At 73.2% G+C, this 16,350-nt stretch carries 12 protein-coding genes; 5 read left to right on the forward strand and 7 right to left on the reverse strand.

Annotation, left to right across the window (positions count from 1 at the left end):
* Nucleotides 1–2 precede the first annotated feature (2 nt).
* From OG570_RS31960 to OG570_RS31970, 3 genes are all read right to left on the reverse strand, one after another.
* Nucleotides 3–1,514, reverse strand: a complete 1,512-nt coding sequence (locus OG570_RS31960; protein WP_326952779.1) for a hypothetical protein — start codon at nt 1,512–1,514, stop codon at nt 3–5.
* Nucleotides 1,511–3,031: a hypothetical protein gene (locus OG570_RS31965; protein WP_326950294.1), complete on the reverse strand. Its 1,521-nt coding sequence runs from the start codon at nt 3,029–3,031 to the stop codon at nt 1,511–1,513. The genes OG570_RS31960 and OG570_RS31965 overlap by 4 nt, the downstream gene beginning before the upstream one ends.
* Before the next feature lie 206 nt (nt 3,032–3,237).
* On the reverse strand, nt 3,238–4,836 hold the full coding sequence (locus tag OG570_RS31970; RefSeq protein WP_326952780.1) for a choice-of-anchor A family protein: 1,599 nt from the start codon (nt 4,834–4,836) through the stop codon (nt 3,238–3,240).
* Between the two features lie 256 nt (nt 4,837–5,092).
* On the opposite strand from OG570_RS31970, the gene OG570_RS31975 reads away from it, so the two are divergent.
* The 3 genes from OG570_RS31975 to OG570_RS31985 all read left to right on the forward strand — a co-directional run bounded on the left by OG570_RS31975 (nt 5,093) and on the right by OG570_RS31985 (nt 7,578).
* A complete protein-coding gene (locus OG570_RS31975; RefSeq protein WP_326952781.1) occupies nt 5,093–5,524 on the forward strand; it encodes an Hsp20/alpha crystallin family protein in 432 nt (143 codons plus the stop codon).
* A gap of 90 nt (nt 5,525–5,614) precedes the next feature.
* Complete coding sequence (locus OG570_RS31980; RefSeq protein ID WP_326952782.1) at nt 5,615–6,286, forward strand: response regulator transcription factor; 672 nt, start codon at nt 5,615–5,617, stop codon at nt 6,284–6,286.
* Nucleotides 6,283–7,578 (forward strand): sensor histidine kinase, encoded by a 1,296-nt coding sequence (locus tag OG570_RS31985; RefSeq protein WP_326952783.1) that lies wholly within the window; start codon nt 6,283–6,285, stop codon nt 7,576–7,578. The genes OG570_RS31980 and OG570_RS31985 overlap by 4 nt, the downstream gene beginning before the upstream one ends.
* Before the next feature lie 236 nt (nt 7,579–7,814).
* Here the strand turns inward: OG570_RS31985 and OG570_RS31990 are convergent, their stop codons facing one another.
* The 3 genes from OG570_RS31990 to OG570_RS32000 form a co-directional block, all read right to left on the reverse strand.
* Complete coding sequence (locus OG570_RS31990; RefSeq protein WP_326952784.1) at nt 7,815–9,035, reverse strand: DUF1501 domain-containing protein; 1,221 nt, start codon at nt 9,033–9,035, stop codon at nt 7,815–7,817.
* On the reverse strand, nt 9,032–10,330 hold the full coding sequence (locus tag OG570_RS31995; protein ID WP_326952785.1) for a DUF1800 domain-containing protein: 1,299 nt from the start codon (nt 10,328–10,330) through the stop codon (nt 9,032–9,034). Before OG570_RS31995 ends, OG570_RS31990 begins: the two co-directional genes overlap by 4 nt.
* 74 nt (nt 10,331–10,404) lie before the next feature.
* Nucleotides 10,405–10,785 carry an STAS domain-containing protein gene (locus OG570_RS32000; protein ID WP_326952786.1) on the reverse strand — a complete coding sequence of 127 codons (381 nt, stop codon included), beginning with the start codon at nt 10,783–10,785 and terminating at the stop codon, nt 10,405–10,407.
* 350 nt (nt 10,786–11,135) lie between these two features.
* On the opposite strand from OG570_RS32000, the gene OG570_RS32005 reads away from it, so the two are divergent.
* Nucleotides 11,136–12,011 (forward strand): MerR family transcriptional regulator, encoded by an 876-nt coding sequence (locus tag OG570_RS32005; protein WP_326950286.1) that lies wholly within the window; start codon nt 11,136–11,138, stop codon nt 12,009–12,011.
* On the opposite strand, the gene OG570_RS32010 is transcribed toward OG570_RS32005, so the two are convergent.
* Nucleotides 11,998–12,438 carry an SRPBCC family protein gene (locus OG570_RS32010; RefSeq protein WP_326950285.1) on the reverse strand — a complete coding sequence of 147 codons (441 nt, stop codon included), beginning with the start codon at nt 12,436–12,438 and terminating at the stop codon, nt 11,998–12,000. The two genes, OG570_RS32005 and OG570_RS32010, sit on opposite strands and share 14 nt — an antisense overlap.
* Before the next feature lie 284 nt (nt 12,439–12,722).
* Here OG570_RS32010 and OG570_RS32015 point away from each other — a divergent pair, with 284 nt between their 5' ends.
* Complete coding sequence (locus OG570_RS32015) at nt 12,723–16,331, forward strand: discoidin domain-containing protein (protein ID WP_326952787.1); 3,609 nt, start codon at nt 12,723–12,725, stop codon at nt 16,329–16,331.
* Nucleotides 16,332–16,350 lie beyond the last annotated feature (19 nt).

The raw sequence follows: 16,350 nt of genomic DNA on the forward strand, positions 1-16,350 counted from the left end.
TTTCAAGCTCCGCTTCCGTTGCCCCGGACGAGATACAGCTGCTGGGTGCCGGCCCACGGCGACGACAGTGTCCAGTGGGCCAGCGCACCGGGCGGCGGATCACCGCGCACCAGGGCGTAGTCGGTGACGATCGGCCGGTCGCCGTGGTCGAAGTACCGGAAGTTGACGTCGACCAGCGCGCGGCCGAGCGCGCCGAGGTCGGCCTTCCGCGCGGTGATGGCCGGCCCGACGGCGCCGCGGTCGTCGAAGAGGTCGACGATCGCGCAGCCGCAGCTGTAGGCGAGCACGCCGATCTCCCCGCCGCTGCGGACCGTGCCGCCGCCGACCAGCCGGCCCAGCTCCGGGCCGATCCGCTCGTAGTCCGCCGTCGAGTCGTGGTTGGACATCAGCGGCGCGAACCGCCGCGGCAGGCCGTCGGAGACGTAGAAGCCGACGCTCAGGACCAGCACCCCGGTGACGGCGACCGCGCCGGCCACCCGGGCGGGCACGCGCACGCACGCCGCCACGGCGGCGGCCAGGAAGAGCGTCACCGTGACCAGGCTCGGCCCGTAGTACCAGTGGTAGGGCGGCACGTGCAGCCGTGTGTAGGCGAGGTAGTGCGCGAGCCCGGCGGGCACCAGCGGCGCGAACGGCAGCACCTTCGTCCACAGTGGACTGCGACGCCCGGAGCCCGCCAGCCAGAGCACGAAGGCGCCCAGCGCGAGGGCGGCGGGCAGGAACGACAACGCCGTCGCCCACGGGAAGACCCGGGCGTACAGGCCCACGCCGTTGCCGAAGTCCCAGGTTCCCCAGGACTTCTGCAGCGTCTTGATGATCACCGTGTCCGGCACGGCCGACCCGAGCACCACCCAGCTGAAGGCGAACCAGGGGAGCGCGACGGCCGCCGCGGCGAGCACCGTCTGCCAGGCCTTATCCCAGAACCGGCGGCGCAGCAGGAAGAGCACCAATGCGACCACGACCAGGTCGAGCCGGACCAGCGCGACCAGGCCGGTGAGCACGCCGAACGCGACCGGCCGCCGTTCACCTGCGCAGACCAGCAGCCAGGCGATCCCGGCCGCGCCGAGCTCGACCTCCAGCCCGATCGACGACAGCAGCAGCGGGTTCACCGTGAGCAGCGCGACGGCGGCCGGCGCGAACCAGGCCGGCAGGCCCGCCCGCGTCCCGTTCCGGCGCAGCGCGAGCACCAGCGCCACCTGGCCGAGCACGAACAGCACGCCGCAGGCGAGCACGGCGTCGCGCAGCACGAACGTCAGGGCTGCGAGCAGCAGGACGTTCAGCGGTGACGTCGCGGTGTTCGACGTCTCGGCCGTGATCAGGCCCCAGTGTCCGTGGAAGGCGACGTTGCGGGCGTAGGACAGGGTGATGAACGTGTCGTCGATCAGGTGCGGGCGCACGGCGGCGAACACCAGCGCCGACCCCGCGGCGACCGCCACGGGCAGCACCCAGCGTCGTGGCGTGCGGGGCCGCGGTTCGGGAGCCGTGTCCACAACGGGCTCCCGATGGGCGACGCTCACGGCTCGCGGGTGAGGACGAAGTGCCCGACGCCCTTGGCGGCCGAGTACACCTGCCAGCTGTCCGGCCCGGTGGCCGGGCCCGAGGCGTACTGCAGCCGGTAGTCCGGCTTGCGCGGCCCGGCCGAGCGGTCCAGCCAGTGGTAGTTGACCCGCAGCGCCAGGCTCATCACCGGACTCGCGTTCGCGATCCGTTGCTGGACCAGCGAAACGGCTTCACCGCGGTCGGAGAAGACGTCGAGGATGGCGCACTGGCAGTAGTAGGCCAGGGTGCCGATCTCGCCGGGACTGGCGACGCTCGCCCCGTCGAGCCGCTTGCCGAGCTCGGTGCCGACCCGCGCGTAGTCGTCCGCGCTGGCCCAGTTCCCGAACACCACCGGCGACTTCCAGGGCAGGCCCTGCGCGGCGTCGACCGCGGCCCCGCTGAGCACCAGCAAGCCGGTCAGGCCCAGCGCGAGCAGCGGGGGACCGGTCCTCAGGGCGGGGCGTTCGCGCGTCTGGGCGTACCAGGCGCCGAACGCGGCCACGGCGAACGCGCTCGTCGCGGTCACCGGCGCCACGTAGTACCAGTGGAACGGGCCCACTCCGAGGTAGGAATAGGCGATGTAGTAAAGGATCCCGCCCGCGGCCAGCGCGGCGAGCGGGCCCAGCGGCGGGAAGTCGGGCCAGCGGACGGCGAAGCGCGCCGCGGCCCAGCCGGCGAGCGCGACCACGCCGACCAGCGCCGGGAGGAACGACACGAGCACGGTGACCGGCCAGCCGAGGTAGTACATCATCGGCCCGGTGCTGTAGCTCCACGGCGCGAACAGCCCCGCCTGCGACTGCTTGATCACCAGGGTGTCGGGCACGAACGAGCCGAACACGATCCAGCTGACCAGGAACCACGGCGCCGTCGTCAGGACCGCGAAACCCGCCGCGGGCAGCAGCCGCCGCCGGATCGCGGGGGTACCCAGGGCGATCACCACGACGAACACGACGAGGTCGAGCCGGGTCAGGACGGCCAGCCCGCCGGCGACGCCGAACCAGACCGCCCGGCCTTCCAGCGCGAGCGCCGTCAGCACCAGCAGCACGGCGGGGATGAGCAGGACTTCCAAGCCGATCGCGGACAACACGAACGGGTTCAGCAGCACCAGCGTGATGCCGAGCACGCCGGCCGCCGTCGGCAGCGACAGCACCCGGCCGATCCGCTGCCACGCCCAGCCGAGCGCGCCACCGCACACCACGGTCAGGATGCCCAGCGCCACCACCGGGTGCGAACCGCCCGCGATGCGCGTCACCAGCGTCAAGGCGCCGAGGAGCAGCACGTTCAGCGGGGACGTCGCGGAGTTCGCCGGGGAACCGGGGATGATGCCCCATTCGCCGTGTTCCGCGAGGTTTTTCGCATAGGCGAGGGTGATGTAGCTGTCGTCGGTCAAGCTGCCTCGCACCACGAGGAAGACCAGCGCGCCCAGCACCGCCCCGAAAACGGGCAGCACCCAGCCCCGCGACACTCTCGTTTTCTCGTTTTCTACCGCAAGCACCCGTTCACCTCGCGGAGCCACCACCGGCGCGGGGCCCGCCATTTGCCCGATCGACATGCCCCGGGGACCGTAATGACCCTTCATTACGAGAGTGCTACGCCCTTGTTAGGTCCACGGGCCCGCGAGGTACTTCACCCGATGGTGACACGCTCCCCGTGAGCCCGCAGTGTGAAAGATCGGTCCATTGTGGAGTTACACCTGCCGGGTCACCGGGTGCGGCGGCGGACGGTCACGAGCACCAGCGCGGTACCCCCGGTGACCAGCAGGGCGCCGAGGCCGAGCAGCGGGCCGGCGTCGGTGCCGGTGTCCGGCAGGCTGCCGGAACCGCCGCCGGTGACCGGCACCGGAACCGGGGTGGTGCCGGACGTCGACGTGGTGTCCGTGGTGGTCGTGTCGCCGGTGGTGCTCGTGGGCACGGTGGCCGTGCTCGTGGCCGTGGTGGTCGTCGACGTCGGCCCGGTGGTGCTCGTGTCCGTCGTCGGTGCCGTGCTGGTGGTGGTCGGCTCGGACGTGCTCGTGGTCGGTTCCGTCGTGGTGGTCGTCGGCCCCGTCGTGGTGGGCTCGCCGGTGGTGGGTTCGGTGGTGCTGGTCGTCGGTTGTGTCGTGGTGGGAGCCGTGGTCGTGGTGGGCTCGCCGGTGGTCGTCGTGGCCGGGCCGGTGGTCGGGGTCGTCGAAGTCGTCGATGTGGTCGTGGTGGTGCTGGTGCCCGGTGTGGTGGGCGTCGTCGGCGCGGTGGTCGTCGGCTCGGGCTTCGTGCACGACGGCAGGTCGCCGGTGAACGGGTACGCGTGGAACTCCTGGCCGCTGCCGGGGCCGCCGCTCGAGCCGTGGACGAGGTTGCCCGTGGTGAAGAACCGGCCGTTGCTGCCCGGGAGGGTCATCGTCGTGGTGCCGTCGGGGTTGCCGGCCAGCACGCTGCCCTGGAACTGGCCGCTGCCGGTCAGGGTGACCGTCGCCGCGTCGGGGATGTTCCACAGCAACCGCGACCGGAGCTTGTTGAGCGGGTCGTTGTCGTCGAGGGTGCCGCTGTAGGTGTTGATCGTGCGCGGGCCGCCGGTGAGGTTGACCAGCACCGTGGCGCCGGCCGGGATGCCCTCGAACGTGATGCCCTGCGTGGTGCCGCCCGGCCCGGCGATGTCGGCAGTGACGTTGAAGACCTGCAGCGCGGACTTGCCGTCGCCGGTGAAGAGCGTCTGGTAGCCCTGGTTGACCACGGTCCCGGTGGCGGTCCGCGGCGCGCCTTCGACGCGGGCGTAGCACCGGCTCGCGGCCGTCAGGTCTTCGCGCAGGCCCGCGTAGGGCTTCATCGCGGCCGGATCGTGGACGAGGGTGCCGATCACGGTGCCGCTCGCCGATCCGGCGTGGCGCACCACGCCGCCGCCCGAGTCGCCGACCGCGTCGAGCCGCTGGGTGTCGGCGACGGTGAGATCGCCGCCCACGGTGAGGAAGTCGGCGCCGTCCGGCGGCGGCACACGCGAGCCGACCCCGGCCACGCCGACGTTGTAGATCGAGGAGCCCGACGTCTTGCGCAGCGTGAAGTCACCGCCGACGACCACCCGGCCCTCGGCCTCGGCCGCGCTGCCGGTGACGCGCATGGTGCCGCCGACGAAGACGTTGACGCCGTTGTCGCGCCCGGCGAACGAGCCGTTGCCGACCGGGGGGAAGGTGCCGGGGCAGGTGCCCGGCACGCACGGGCCGAGGCCGCCGGGCAGCGGGTCGGCGTGCGCGGACCACGGCGCGGGAAGGGCGAGCAGCACGAGCCCGCAGGCCGCCAGCGCCGCCAGAGCGGCATGGGTCACGCGCACGGGGTCCCCTCCCAGTCCAGCTTCGGTCCATTGTGGACGCTTCGACCGGACGATAACCGCCTGACCCGCGTCGATCCGCCCATCGAGCGGTTATCCACCCGTTGGGGGTCACCCACGCGTGACTGGCTGTGCCCGGCGTCACAGGCTCGGGTTGAGCGGTCCTGGAACAAGTAAGTTGAGTCTGTAGTTATCAACTTTGCGAGGGCGTGGCCACCACCGCCCCGACCACGAACCCCTGGTGGGAAGGAGATCCGAAATGGTGCTGCGTACCGATCCGTTCCGCGACTTCGACCGGCTGAGCCGGCAGTTCTTCGGCGCCACCGGCACGGCGAGCCGTCCGGCGAGCGTGCCGATGGACGCGTACCGCGACGGCGACGACTTCGTCGTCCAGTTCGACCTGCCCGGCGTCACGCCCGGCTCGATCGACCTCGACGTCGAGCGCAACGTCCTGACCGTGCGCGCCGAGCGGCCCGCCAACCCGGCCGAAAGCGCTCGGTACCAGGTCAGCGAGCGCCCGCGTGGGGTGTTCACCCGCCGCCTGCTGCTCGGCGACACGCTGGACACCGACCGCATCGAAGCGGACTACGACGCCGGCGTGCTGACCGTCCGGATCCCGGTGGCGCAGCGGGCCCAGTCCCGCCGCATCACCGTCGGTTCCGGTGCGGCCAAGGAGGAAGTCACCGCCTGACCACCCCGCGAAAGCCGGCTCCGGAACCCTCCGGGGCCGGCTTTCGCGCGTTCGGGGAATGACCACAGTGGACGGCGTTACGCTGGTCCGGTGAACGCGCCGCGGATCCTGGTCGTCGAGGACGCCGAGGCGATCCGCGTCGCCGTCGAGACGGCGCTGAGCACCGCCGGGTTCGACGTCCGGGCGCTGCCCGACGGCGCCGGGCTCGAAGCGGAACTGTCGCGCGCCCGGCCGGATCTCGTGGTGCTGGACGTGATGCTGCCGGGCCGTGACGGGTTCGAACTGCTGCGGGTGATCCGCCGGCTGTCGGCCGCGGGGGTCGTGATGCTGACCGCGCGCGACGGCGTCGAGGACCGGCTGCGCGGGCTCGGCGAGGGCGCCGACGACTACGTGGTGAAGCCGTTCGTGCTGGCCGAGCTGGTCGCGCGGGTGACGGCCGTGCTGCGCCGCACCGGACGCGCGCCGGCGGCGGTGGAGATCGGCGAGCTGGTGGTCGACGTCGAGGGCGGCCGCGTCCGGTACGGCGCGGCCGAGGTCGAGCTGACCTCGACCGAGTGGAAGCTGCTGGTCTACTTCGCGCGGCACCGCGAGCGGGTCGTGGGCAAGACGCAGATCCTGACCGCGGTGTGGGGCTACGGCGACTACGCGGCGAACCTGGTCGAGGTCAACGTGAGCACGTTGCGCCGCAAGCTGGAGGCGCACGGCCCGCGGGTGCTGCACACCGTGCGCGGCCAGGGGTACGTCCTGCGCGGCGAGCCGTGACCGGGCTGCGGACGGTGTCGCTGCGCCGCCGGGTCACCGTCACGGTGCTGGTGGTGCTCGCGGTGGTGCTGGTCGCGGTCGGGTTCGTCGTCGACACGGTGTTCCGCGCCCAGGCCGAGAAGGACGTCAACGGCCTGCTCACCGCCCGCGTGCAGCTGGCCCAGCAGCTGGCGAAGCAGAACGCGGCGCCGCAGAACCTGGTGCGGCGCATGGAAACCCGGGGCGTGCAGGCGTCGCTGGCGCTGCCGGACGGCACGTTCCTCGGCGCGGCCGACCTGCCGCCGGCCGACCGGATCCGCCAGGTCCGCGCGACCCTGTCCGGCCCGCCCCGGATCAACGGCGCGAAGCTGACGCTGACCGCGGACGAGACCCTCGTGGCGGCCGCGGAACAGAGCCTGCGGTGGGTGCTGCTCGGCACCGGGCTGGCCGCGCTGCTCGTCGCCGCGGTCGCCCTGCTGCTGGCGGTCCGGTTCGCGCTCGCCCCGCTGGACGCGATGACCCGGCTGGCCCGCTCGATCGTCGCCGGCCGCCGCGGCGGCCGCCTCGCGCCGGAGCGGGCGACGACGGAACTGGGCCGCGCGGCGGCCGCGTTCGACTCGGCGCTCGACGCCCTCGAAGGCGCGGAACGAGCGGCGCGGGCGTCGGAAGCGCGCACCCGCAGGTTCGTCGCGGACGCCGCCCACGAGCTGCGGACGCCGTTGGCCGGCGTGCAGGCGGCGGCCGAGGCGCTGCTGCAGCTGCCACCGGACGCCGACCCGGCCCGGCTGCAGCTGCTGGTGGTCCGCGAGTCGCAGCGGGCCGGGAAGCTCGTCGCGGACCTGCTGGACCTGGCCCGGCTCGACGCGGGCGCGGACCTCGAACGCGCCCCGGTGGCGCTGCTCGCGCTGGCCCGGGCCCAGGCCGACCGCCTGGAGCTGACGGCGCCCGAGGTGACGGTGACGGTCACCGGCCCGGACGCGCGCGTGCTCGGCGACAGCGCCCGGCTCACGCAGATCCTGGCCAACCTCGCGGACAACGCGGTCCGCGCGATGGCCGGGCCCGGCACGCTGACCCTCGAGGTCGCCCCGGACGGGGTCACGGTGACCGACACCGGCCCAGGCGTCCCGGGCGCCGACCGCGAGCGGATCTTCGACCGCCTGGTGCGGTTGGACGAGGCCCGCGGCCCGGGTGGCTCGGGCCTCGGGCTGCCGATCGCGCGCGGCTTCGCCCGGGCCCACGGCGGCGACCTGTGGTGCGAGGCGGCGCCGGACGGGGGAGCGCGGTTCCGGCTCGCCGGACTGCCGCCCGCGTGAGGCGTCCGGGCGGGTCCGCACGCCGGTGAAGGCCGGGCCGGAGATGCCGGCGAATCCGGCCTCCGTGCTGTGCCGCAGCGGTCGTGAGTGTTTAGGAGGGTTCTAACCCTCCTAAACACTCACGACAAGCCGCGGCAGACCGCTCACCGGCGCCCCTGCACGAATTCGCCACGGCATCGCCGGGTGGCCGAAACTTCCGTCGTCGAACGCCGCGGCCCCTGCCGCCCGCCTGAGTATCAGGCGAACAACCCCGTCAGCCGGCCGCTGTGGCCCGGCAGGACCGGGCCCGCGTCGGTGCCCAGGACGTCCTCCACCATCGTCGCGTAGACGTCGCGGAAGTCCGTGGTGAGCTTGAGGTCGCCGTCGTCGAGGTCGGTCAGGCTCGGCTCGGCGCCGTGGAAGCCGCCGTGGACGTTGGCGCCCAGCACGAACATCGGGCCCGCCGTGCCGTGGTCGGTGCCCTGGCTCGCGTTGGCGATCACCCGCCGGCCGAACTCCGAGTAGACCATCACCACCGCCTGCTTGCCGCGGTCGGTCTTCGCGAGGCGCTGCACGAACGGCGTCAGCGCGCCGTCCAGTTCGGTGAGCAGCCGCTGCTGGGTGCCGCGCTCGTCGGCGTGCGTGTCGAAGCCGCCCAGCGACACCGAATACGCCCGCGACGGCACGCCCGCCTCGATCAGCCCGGCGACGACGTCGAGCTGTGCGGCCAGCTCTCCCTTGCGCGGCTGAGTCTTTCCTTTGTCCTTTGTGGACGCGTGCGCCCCGAGCGTCGCCACCGCGCGGTGCAGGTCGCCGACCGACCGGGCCGCGCGGGCCTGCCAGTAGCCCTCGCCGGACTGGGCCGCGCCGAGGCCCTGGAACGCCGTCCCGAGCGCGCCCTTCGGCAGGGTGAGCCCGCCGACCGGCAGCGACGCGGCCGCTGTGCGGGCGCCGGCCAGCAACGGCGGCAGCACCGGGTCGACCGACACCGCGCGCAGCGGGTCGTCGCCGGTCGCGTCGAGCCAGCGGCCGAGCCAGCCGGTCGGCACCGACGTCTCCGGCGACGCCGTCTGCCAGATCGCCATCGACCGGAAGTGGCTGTGGTCCGGTTTCGGGTAGCCGACCCCGCGCAGGATCGCCAGCTGCCCGCTGTCCCAGAGGCTCTTGAACCCCTTCAGCCCCGGGTTGAGCCCGAGCCCCTCGCCGACGTCGAGCACCTCTTCGGGCTTGTAGGCCAGCTCGGACCGGGCGTTCTGGTACGCGCTGTCGCCCGCCGGGACGACGGTGTTGAGGCCGTCGTTGCCGCCGTAGAGGGTCACCACCACGAGCACACCCGCGTCCGGGTCCAGCGGGTTGTCCTGCGCGGCCGACATCAGCCGCGGCCAGTCGACCTGGGTCGCGCCGGCGGCGAGCGCCGCGGCGGCCGTCACCCCGGTCGCGGTGAGGAACCGGCGTCGGTTGACCTGCACGATCGTCACCCACTCACTACGTATTCGGGAGCGCAGGCGGCCACGGTGGCCAGCTGCCGGACGTCGCCGGCGACCCCGGCCAGCGCGGCCCGCGTCCGGTCCGACCACGCGTCGACGCCGAGCAGCTCGCCGATCGCCGCGGCCTTGTCCGACGCCTTGGCGACGACGCCGAGGTCGGCGTGCGCCGCGACCAGCTGGGCCAGGTGCAGCCGGGCCACCCCCGCGGACGTCGTCAGCCAGGCGCCGCCCGCTGCCCAGCCCCCGACGCTGGGCGGCAGGAACGGCACCTGACCGAGCCCGCGCAGCCCGGCCGGCAGCTGCGCGCGGGTCTTCTCGTCGAGCGAGCCGGGCCGCACGCCGAACGCGCGCAGCAGCCCGGCCAGCCACTCGACCGGCTGCTTGACCAGCGACGTCGCGCTGTCGCGGAACGCCGGTTCGGCGGTGATCGCCCGCAGCAGCGCCCGGATGTCACGACGGCTGCCGTAGGCCGCGACCAGCCGGTTCAGCACGTCGGGGGCGGGCGGCGCCGAAGACACCAGCCGGAACCAGATCCGCCCGACGACGAACGGCGCCGACTCCGGCCGGCCCAGCACCAGGTCCACAAAGGACTGGGCGGCGAAGTCGCCGGTGGCGCCGAGGATGCGCTTCTCGCCGTCGTCGTGCCGCTTCGGCACCAGCTTCGCGGTGGTCGTGTCCCGCTGGGCCGTCCAGCCGGTGAGCGCCCGCGCGGCTTCGCGGACGTCGTCCTCGGTGTAGTGGCCGACGCCGAGGGTGAACAGCTCCATGAACTCGCGGGCGAGGTTCTCGTTGGGCTTGCCCGCCTTGTTGCTGTTGCCGTCGAGCCACAGCAGCAGGGCCGGGTCGACGATCATCGCGCGCGCCAGGTCGGTGAAGCTGCCGAGCGCGTGGTCCCGCTGGGCCTGGTTCTGCGCCAGCATCAGCTCCGGGCTGCGGACCTTCTGCTCACTCGTGGCGAAGTGCCCGTGCCAGAACCAGGTCAGCCGCTCCACCGACGCGACGTCGGCGGCGGTCATCCGGTCCAGCCACCAAAGGGTGGCCTGGGCGGCCTGCGCCTGCAGCTGCTTGGTGGCCGCCTGCTTCGCGGCCTTGTCCTGCTTGCCGGGCCGGTCGGGCGGCGCACCGGGGAACGGCATCGGCGTCGCGGCCGCGCCGGCGTCGGGACCGGTGCCCAGCAGCCGGTCGCGCGTCTCGGCGAACCCGCGGTCGAGGTCGCCGGGCCGCGGGCCGAAGCCGAGCCGGTCGTGCAGCCGCCGCACCGCCGCTCGTTCGGAGAGGACCACCATGCCCTCGATCCTGGGGTGCCCGCCCCGGGTGCGGCGACCGTGCGGCCGGTTTCTTCAGCCGATCCACAGGGGCGTCAGGAGACGCGGGTCTGCGGGCACCGGCTGACGGCCGCGTGGGCCGCGTCGAGGTCCGCGTAGAGCGGCAGCAGCGTGTCCAGCCCGAGGATCTCGAGCGGCCGCACGACCGAGGCCCGGTCGGCGGTGATGGCGAACGGGACGCGGCCGGCGAGGGCCGCCCGGTGCGCGTCGACGAGCACGCTCAAGATGGTGGAGTCGCAGAAGGTGACGGCGCTCAGGTCCGCGACCACGCCGCGGGCCGCCTCCCGGACGGCGGTGAGCAGCAGCTGGCGCAGCCGGGGCGCGCAGCCGAGATCGAGGTCGCCGGAACCGCGGACGGTCACGAACCCGGCTTCGGTGGTCCGGCCGACGGCGGCCGCGGTGCGATGGTCGTCCATGGGGTGTCTTCCGTGCTCGGCGATGGGAACCGCCCCTCCCCGGACGGGTGGTACCCCGGCGACCGCGAAACCACACAGCGGTCATCCTCGCGGGGGATCTTCCGCTGGGTACCGCATCCGTGTTGCAACGATGCCCGACCGTTGCGGGCCGGGTGTAACTTGGCCGGGACGGGACAGCGCTTCCCCGGTTCGCTGCCGGCCGACGCGGGCGGATCACCGGTGCCGGTGGGGACGCGACCGGTCGTCGTCCCGGCCGCGGTGTCCCCGCGCCGGCCGGCGGCGAACCTGCCCGTCGCTATGCTTCCGCCAGCTCACCGGGCCGGTGGGTGCCAACAGGACGGTGGATCCGGATGGACGTCGGCGCGATACCCGTCCCGGCCGCGGGTTCGTGGGCGCCGGGCAAGGTCGCCGAGCTGCTCGGCGTGTCGCCCGTGACGCTGCGCAGCTGGAGCGCGCGGTACGGGATCGGGCCCTCGGCCCGGAGCGAGGGCCGGCACCGCCGCTACTCCGACGCCGATGTCCGCCGCCTGCAGCACATGCAGCGGCTGATCGGGCGCGGCATGCCGGTGCGCGAGGCGGCCGCCGCGGCCTTCACCACCGCGCCGCGGCCGCGCGTCCCGGCCACCCGCCGGGTGCGGGAGCTCGCGGAAGCGGCCGAGGACCTGGAGTTCGAGGCCGTCGCCGCGCTGATCGACGAAACGCTGGCCACGCTGGGCGCGGCCGCGGCCTGGACCGACGTCCTGGTCCCGGTGCTGCGGGAGCTGGGCGACCGCTGGCAGCGCGGCGACGTCTGCTTCGCGTCCGAATGGGCCCTCACGACGGAAGCTTCCTTCGCCCTCGAGCGTTTCGGCCGCCGGTTCCCGGAGACGGTGCCGGGCCGCCCGGTGCTGCTGGCGTGCTGCCCGGCCGAACGGCATTCGCTGCCGATGGAGGCGCTGCGGGCGACGCTGGCCGAGTCCGGCGTGCCGGTGCGCTACCTCGGCCAGCTCGTGCCGGCCGAGACGCTCGCCGAGCTCGCCGAGCGCCTCGACCCGGTGCTGGTCGTGCTGTGGTCGATGGCCGCTCCGACCGCCGACGACCGCCTCGTGCTCCGGCTGCGCGACCTCGGCCTCGACGTCATGACGGCGGGGCCGGGCTGGGCGCACCTGGGGGAGCGCGGCTTCACGGTGGTGGACGACCTCGGGATGGCGGCCGACGTGGCCGCCGGGCGCATCAGCGCGTCTTGAGCCGCTCCAGCGCGGTGGTCAGCTTCGGGACCACGGCGTCGCCGAGCCCCTCGAACACCCGCTTGAGCAGCGGGCTCGCGAGCTTCGCCAGGCCGTGGAAGACGATCGTCGCGCGGTAGTGGACCGTCGTGCCGTCCGGGCCCGGCGTCAAGGTGAAGTCGTCGGTCGAGGTGGCCGTCTTGTTCTGCCCGACGAAGGTGACGCGGCCCGGCTCGAGCCGGGTCAGCTCGTAGTCGAGCTCGGTCTGCTTGCCGCGGAACTCCGAGACGTTGTGCCACCGCGCGCCGACCGCCACCGGCCCGGCGTCGGTGCGGGTGCACCGGACCGTGCCCGGGTCCCACTCCTCGGTGTGCGCGAAGTCCGCGAGGTAGCCCGCGACCTGGTCGACCGGCGTGCGGACGGTGACGGTGCGTTCGACCTGGACCATGGCGTGCTGCCTCCTCGGGTGAACCCGCGCCGGAGCTTCGGTGCGGAGTCGATGCAACCGTACCGAGCGCGACCCCGTCCGGCAGGACGACGTCACCGCTGAACGGGACGCCGTACGCCATCGCAGACATCGATGTCATTATTCCTAATTTTTGTCTTCCTTGTCTTCTTGACCGTCCCCGCGAGCACGGCGGATGCTCACTGGCAACGTTGTCAGTCACCGGCGCCGACACCCCGCGAGGGCCCGCGTCGTGCGTGACTGCCGCTTCGAGAACGGGAGTTTCCATGGCGGAGGAGTACGGCATCGGGGCCGGCGTCGAACCGGTGGAGGTGGCTTCGGTGTCCCGGCGGAACCTCCTGGCCGTCGGTGGCGGGCTGCTGGCCGGGTTCGGCCTGGCGGCCGTCCTGCCGGGCGGGGTCGCCTCGGCCGCGCCCGCGGCGGCCGACGGCCGGGCCGCCCGGACCGACCTGGCGTTGTTCCGGCCGGTCCAGGTGTCCTCGACCGACTACGCCGCCACCCCGGCCGAGTTCGCCGTCGACGGCCTCGCCCAGGTCGGCGTCCGCGGCTCCGGCTGGCGCGCCTCCCCCGGTGACGGCCAGTGGATCGTCGTCGACCTGCAGGGCCAGTGCCGGATCGACGCGGTCGTGCTGACCTTCGAGGCCAAGCCGGGCGACCCGGCCCTCGACCTCGGCGCGTCCCGCACCCACACCGCCGGTGACGAGGTCTTCTCCAGCTACGCGGTGGCCTTCGACCTCGACGTCTCCGGTGACGGCAAGGCCTGGCGCACGGTCCACCACACCGACGCCGGCACCGGCGGCGTCGTGACGATCCCGGTGTCGGCCACGGCCCGCTGGGTGCGGTTCACTGCGGCGAGCCGCTCGACGACGAACCCGCTGGGCCTCAACGGTTTCCAGGTGTTCGGCACCAGCCGCGACCACCGGCCCGCGGTCCGCGGCTGGACCAGCTTCCCGGTGCGCCCGCACGACGACCCGCCCGCGCTGGTGCTCGCGCCCGACGGCACCGTGCCGCTCGAGTCCGGCTGGGTGCTCACGATGGACGACTGGACGCCCACCGGGGACGGCGCCGCGCTGTCCGGCGCGTCGGTCGACACCCGCGGCTGGCTCCCGGCGACTGTGCCCGGCACAGTCCTCGCGTCGCTGGTCGAGCAGGGCCAGCTGCCCGACCCGGTGTCCGGCATGCACAACATGCACGTCCCGGAAGCGCTTTCCCGGCACGCCTGGTGGTACCGCCGCCGGTTTTCGCTACCGCGTGGCCTCGACACCTCGCCGGGCCGGCACGTGTGGCTGGAACTCGACGGCGTCAACCACGAGGCCGCGATCTGGCTCAACGGCGCGAACATCGGCACGCAGAGCCACCCGTTCGGCCGCGGCGCCTTCGACGTCACCGCGGCGCTGCGCCGCTCCGGCGACCAGGCCCTCGCCGTCAAGATCTCGCCGATGCCGCGGCCCGGCAGCCCCGGCGACAAGGGGCCGGCCGGGCAGTCGTTCGTCGACGCCGGCAGCACGATGTTCGACAACTCGCCGACCTACCTCGCGGTGTCCGGCTGGGACTGGATGCCGGCGGTGCGCGACCGCGCGGCGGGCATCTGGGACCACGTCCGGCTGCGCTCGACCGGCGCCGCCGTGCTGGGTGACGTGCGCGTCGACACCAAGCTGCCCGACGCGACCACCGCCGAGGTCACGCTCACCGTGCCGGTGCGCAACGCCGCCGCCACCGCGCAGCGGATCAAGGTCTCCGCCGCCTTCGGCCCGGTGAAGGTGTCGAGCACGGTCACCGTCCCGGCCGGGCAGGCCGCCGACGTCGTCTTCCCGGCTCAGCAGGTGAAGAACCCGAAGCTGTGGTGGCCCAACGGGTACGGCGACCCGAACCTCTACGACCTGACGCTCACCGCCGCGATCGGCGCGTCCACCAGCGATCGCCGGACGGTGAAGATCGGCCTGCGCCAGATCGGCTACCGGTACGACCTGCCGATCGTCATCGCCGACGGCCGGGCCACCCAGAGCGTCGACCTCGCCCCGCAGAACGCGCGGTACGTCCGGATGCAGGGCCTCAAACGCGCCACCGGCTGGGGCTTCTCGCTCTGGACGATGTCCGTTGTGGACAGTGCCGCCCCGGACACGGACCTGGCGAAGGGCGGGACCGCGACGTCGTCGTCGGTCGCGGACGGCAACCCGCCGGAGAACGCCGTCGACGGCGACCCGAACACGCGCTGGACGTCGGCCTACGACGACAACCAGTGGCTGCAGGTCGACCTCGGCGCGGCGACTGCGTTCGATCGCGTGGTCTTGACCTGGGAAACCGCCTACGCGGCGACGTTCACCGTCCAGGTCTCGGCCGACGGCCAGACCTGGACCGACGCGGTGTCGGTGGACAACAGCCCGAAACCGCTGACCTTCCTCGTCAACGGCGTCAAGGTGTTCGCCCGCGGCGGCAGCTGGGGCTGGGACGAATTGCTGCGCCGGATGCCGCAGGAGCGGACCGACGCCGTCGTGGCGATGCACCGCGACATGAACTTCACCCTGATCCGCAACTGGGTCGGCTCGTCCTACCGCCAAGAGCTGTTCGACGCGTGCGACAAGTACGGCATCCTGCTGTGGAACGAGTTCTGGGACGGCTGGTCGACCGACCCGGCCAACCACGACATCTTCCTCGCCCAGGCGAAGGACACCGTGCTGCGCTACCGCCACCACGCGTGCGCGACGGTCTGGTTCGGCTGCAACGAAGGCACCCCGCCGGCGGTGATCGACTCCGCGCTGCGCGAGATCGTCACCACCAGCACCGACCTGCTCTACCAGGGCAACTCCGCGGGCGGCGTGATCACCGGCGACGGCCCGTACCGCTGGCTCGACCCGAAGCAGTACTTCACCGGCGAGGCGACCGGCGGCAAGCACGGGTTCTGGAGCGAGATCGGGCTGCCGACCGTGTCGGTCGTCGAGAGCATGCGCAACCTCGTCGGCGAAGGTGACGCGGGCTGGCCGATCGGCGCGCCGTGGTTCCTGCACGACTGGTCGACCAACGGCAACCAGTCGCCGCAGACCTACCTCGCGGCGATCGACGCGCGGCTGGCGCCGTCGACGAGCCTCGCGGAGTTCTGCCGCAAGGCCCAGTTCGTCAACTACGAGAGCATGCGCGCGATCTTCGAGGCGTGGAATACAAAGCTGTGGGCCGACGCCACGGGTGTGCTGCTGTGGATGTCGCACCCGGCGTGGCACAGCACGGTCTGGCAGACCTACGACTACGACCTCGACGTCAACGGCAGTTACTACGGCGCCCGCAAGGGGTGCGAGGCGCACCACGTCCAGGCCGACCTCTCGACGTGGCAGGTCCGGGTGGTCAACCACACGCCGTCCGCGCTCAGCGGCGTCACGGCGTCGGCGCGGCTGTTCGGGCTGGACGGCGCCCCGCTGGGAGCGGCGCGGCAGCAGAAGGTCGACGTCGCCCCGATCGAGGCCATGGACACGTTCACGGTGCCCTTCGACGTGACGCTGCCGGACCTGCACCTGCTGCGGCTCACGCTGACCGACGCCCACGGCGCGGTGCTGTCGGAGAACACGTACTGGCGCTACCGGACCGACGCCGCGATGCGGGCGCTCAACCAGCTCCCGGGCGCGCAGCTGACGACGTCGCTGCGGCCGGACGGTGCCGGCTACGTCGCGACGGTGCGCAACACGGGCCGGACCGTCGCGGCGATGATCCGGCTGTCGCTGCGGGAGCGCAACGGGAAGGATCGGGTGCTGCCGACGCGTTACGACGACAACTACTTCTGGCTGCTGCCGGGGGAGAGCCGCACGATCCGCGTCGATCCGACGCGCCGGGTGCCGCAGGCCCGGCTGCAGGTGGAGGCGTACAACGTCGCGGCCAAGCTGATCTGACGTCCGGCCCTCGGGTTCG

Origin of the sequence: Amycolatopsis sp. NBC_01286, assembly GCF_035982555.1 — a bacterium.
GTDB lineage: Bacteria > Actinomycetota > Actinomycetes > Mycobacteriales > Pseudonocardiaceae > Amycolatopsis.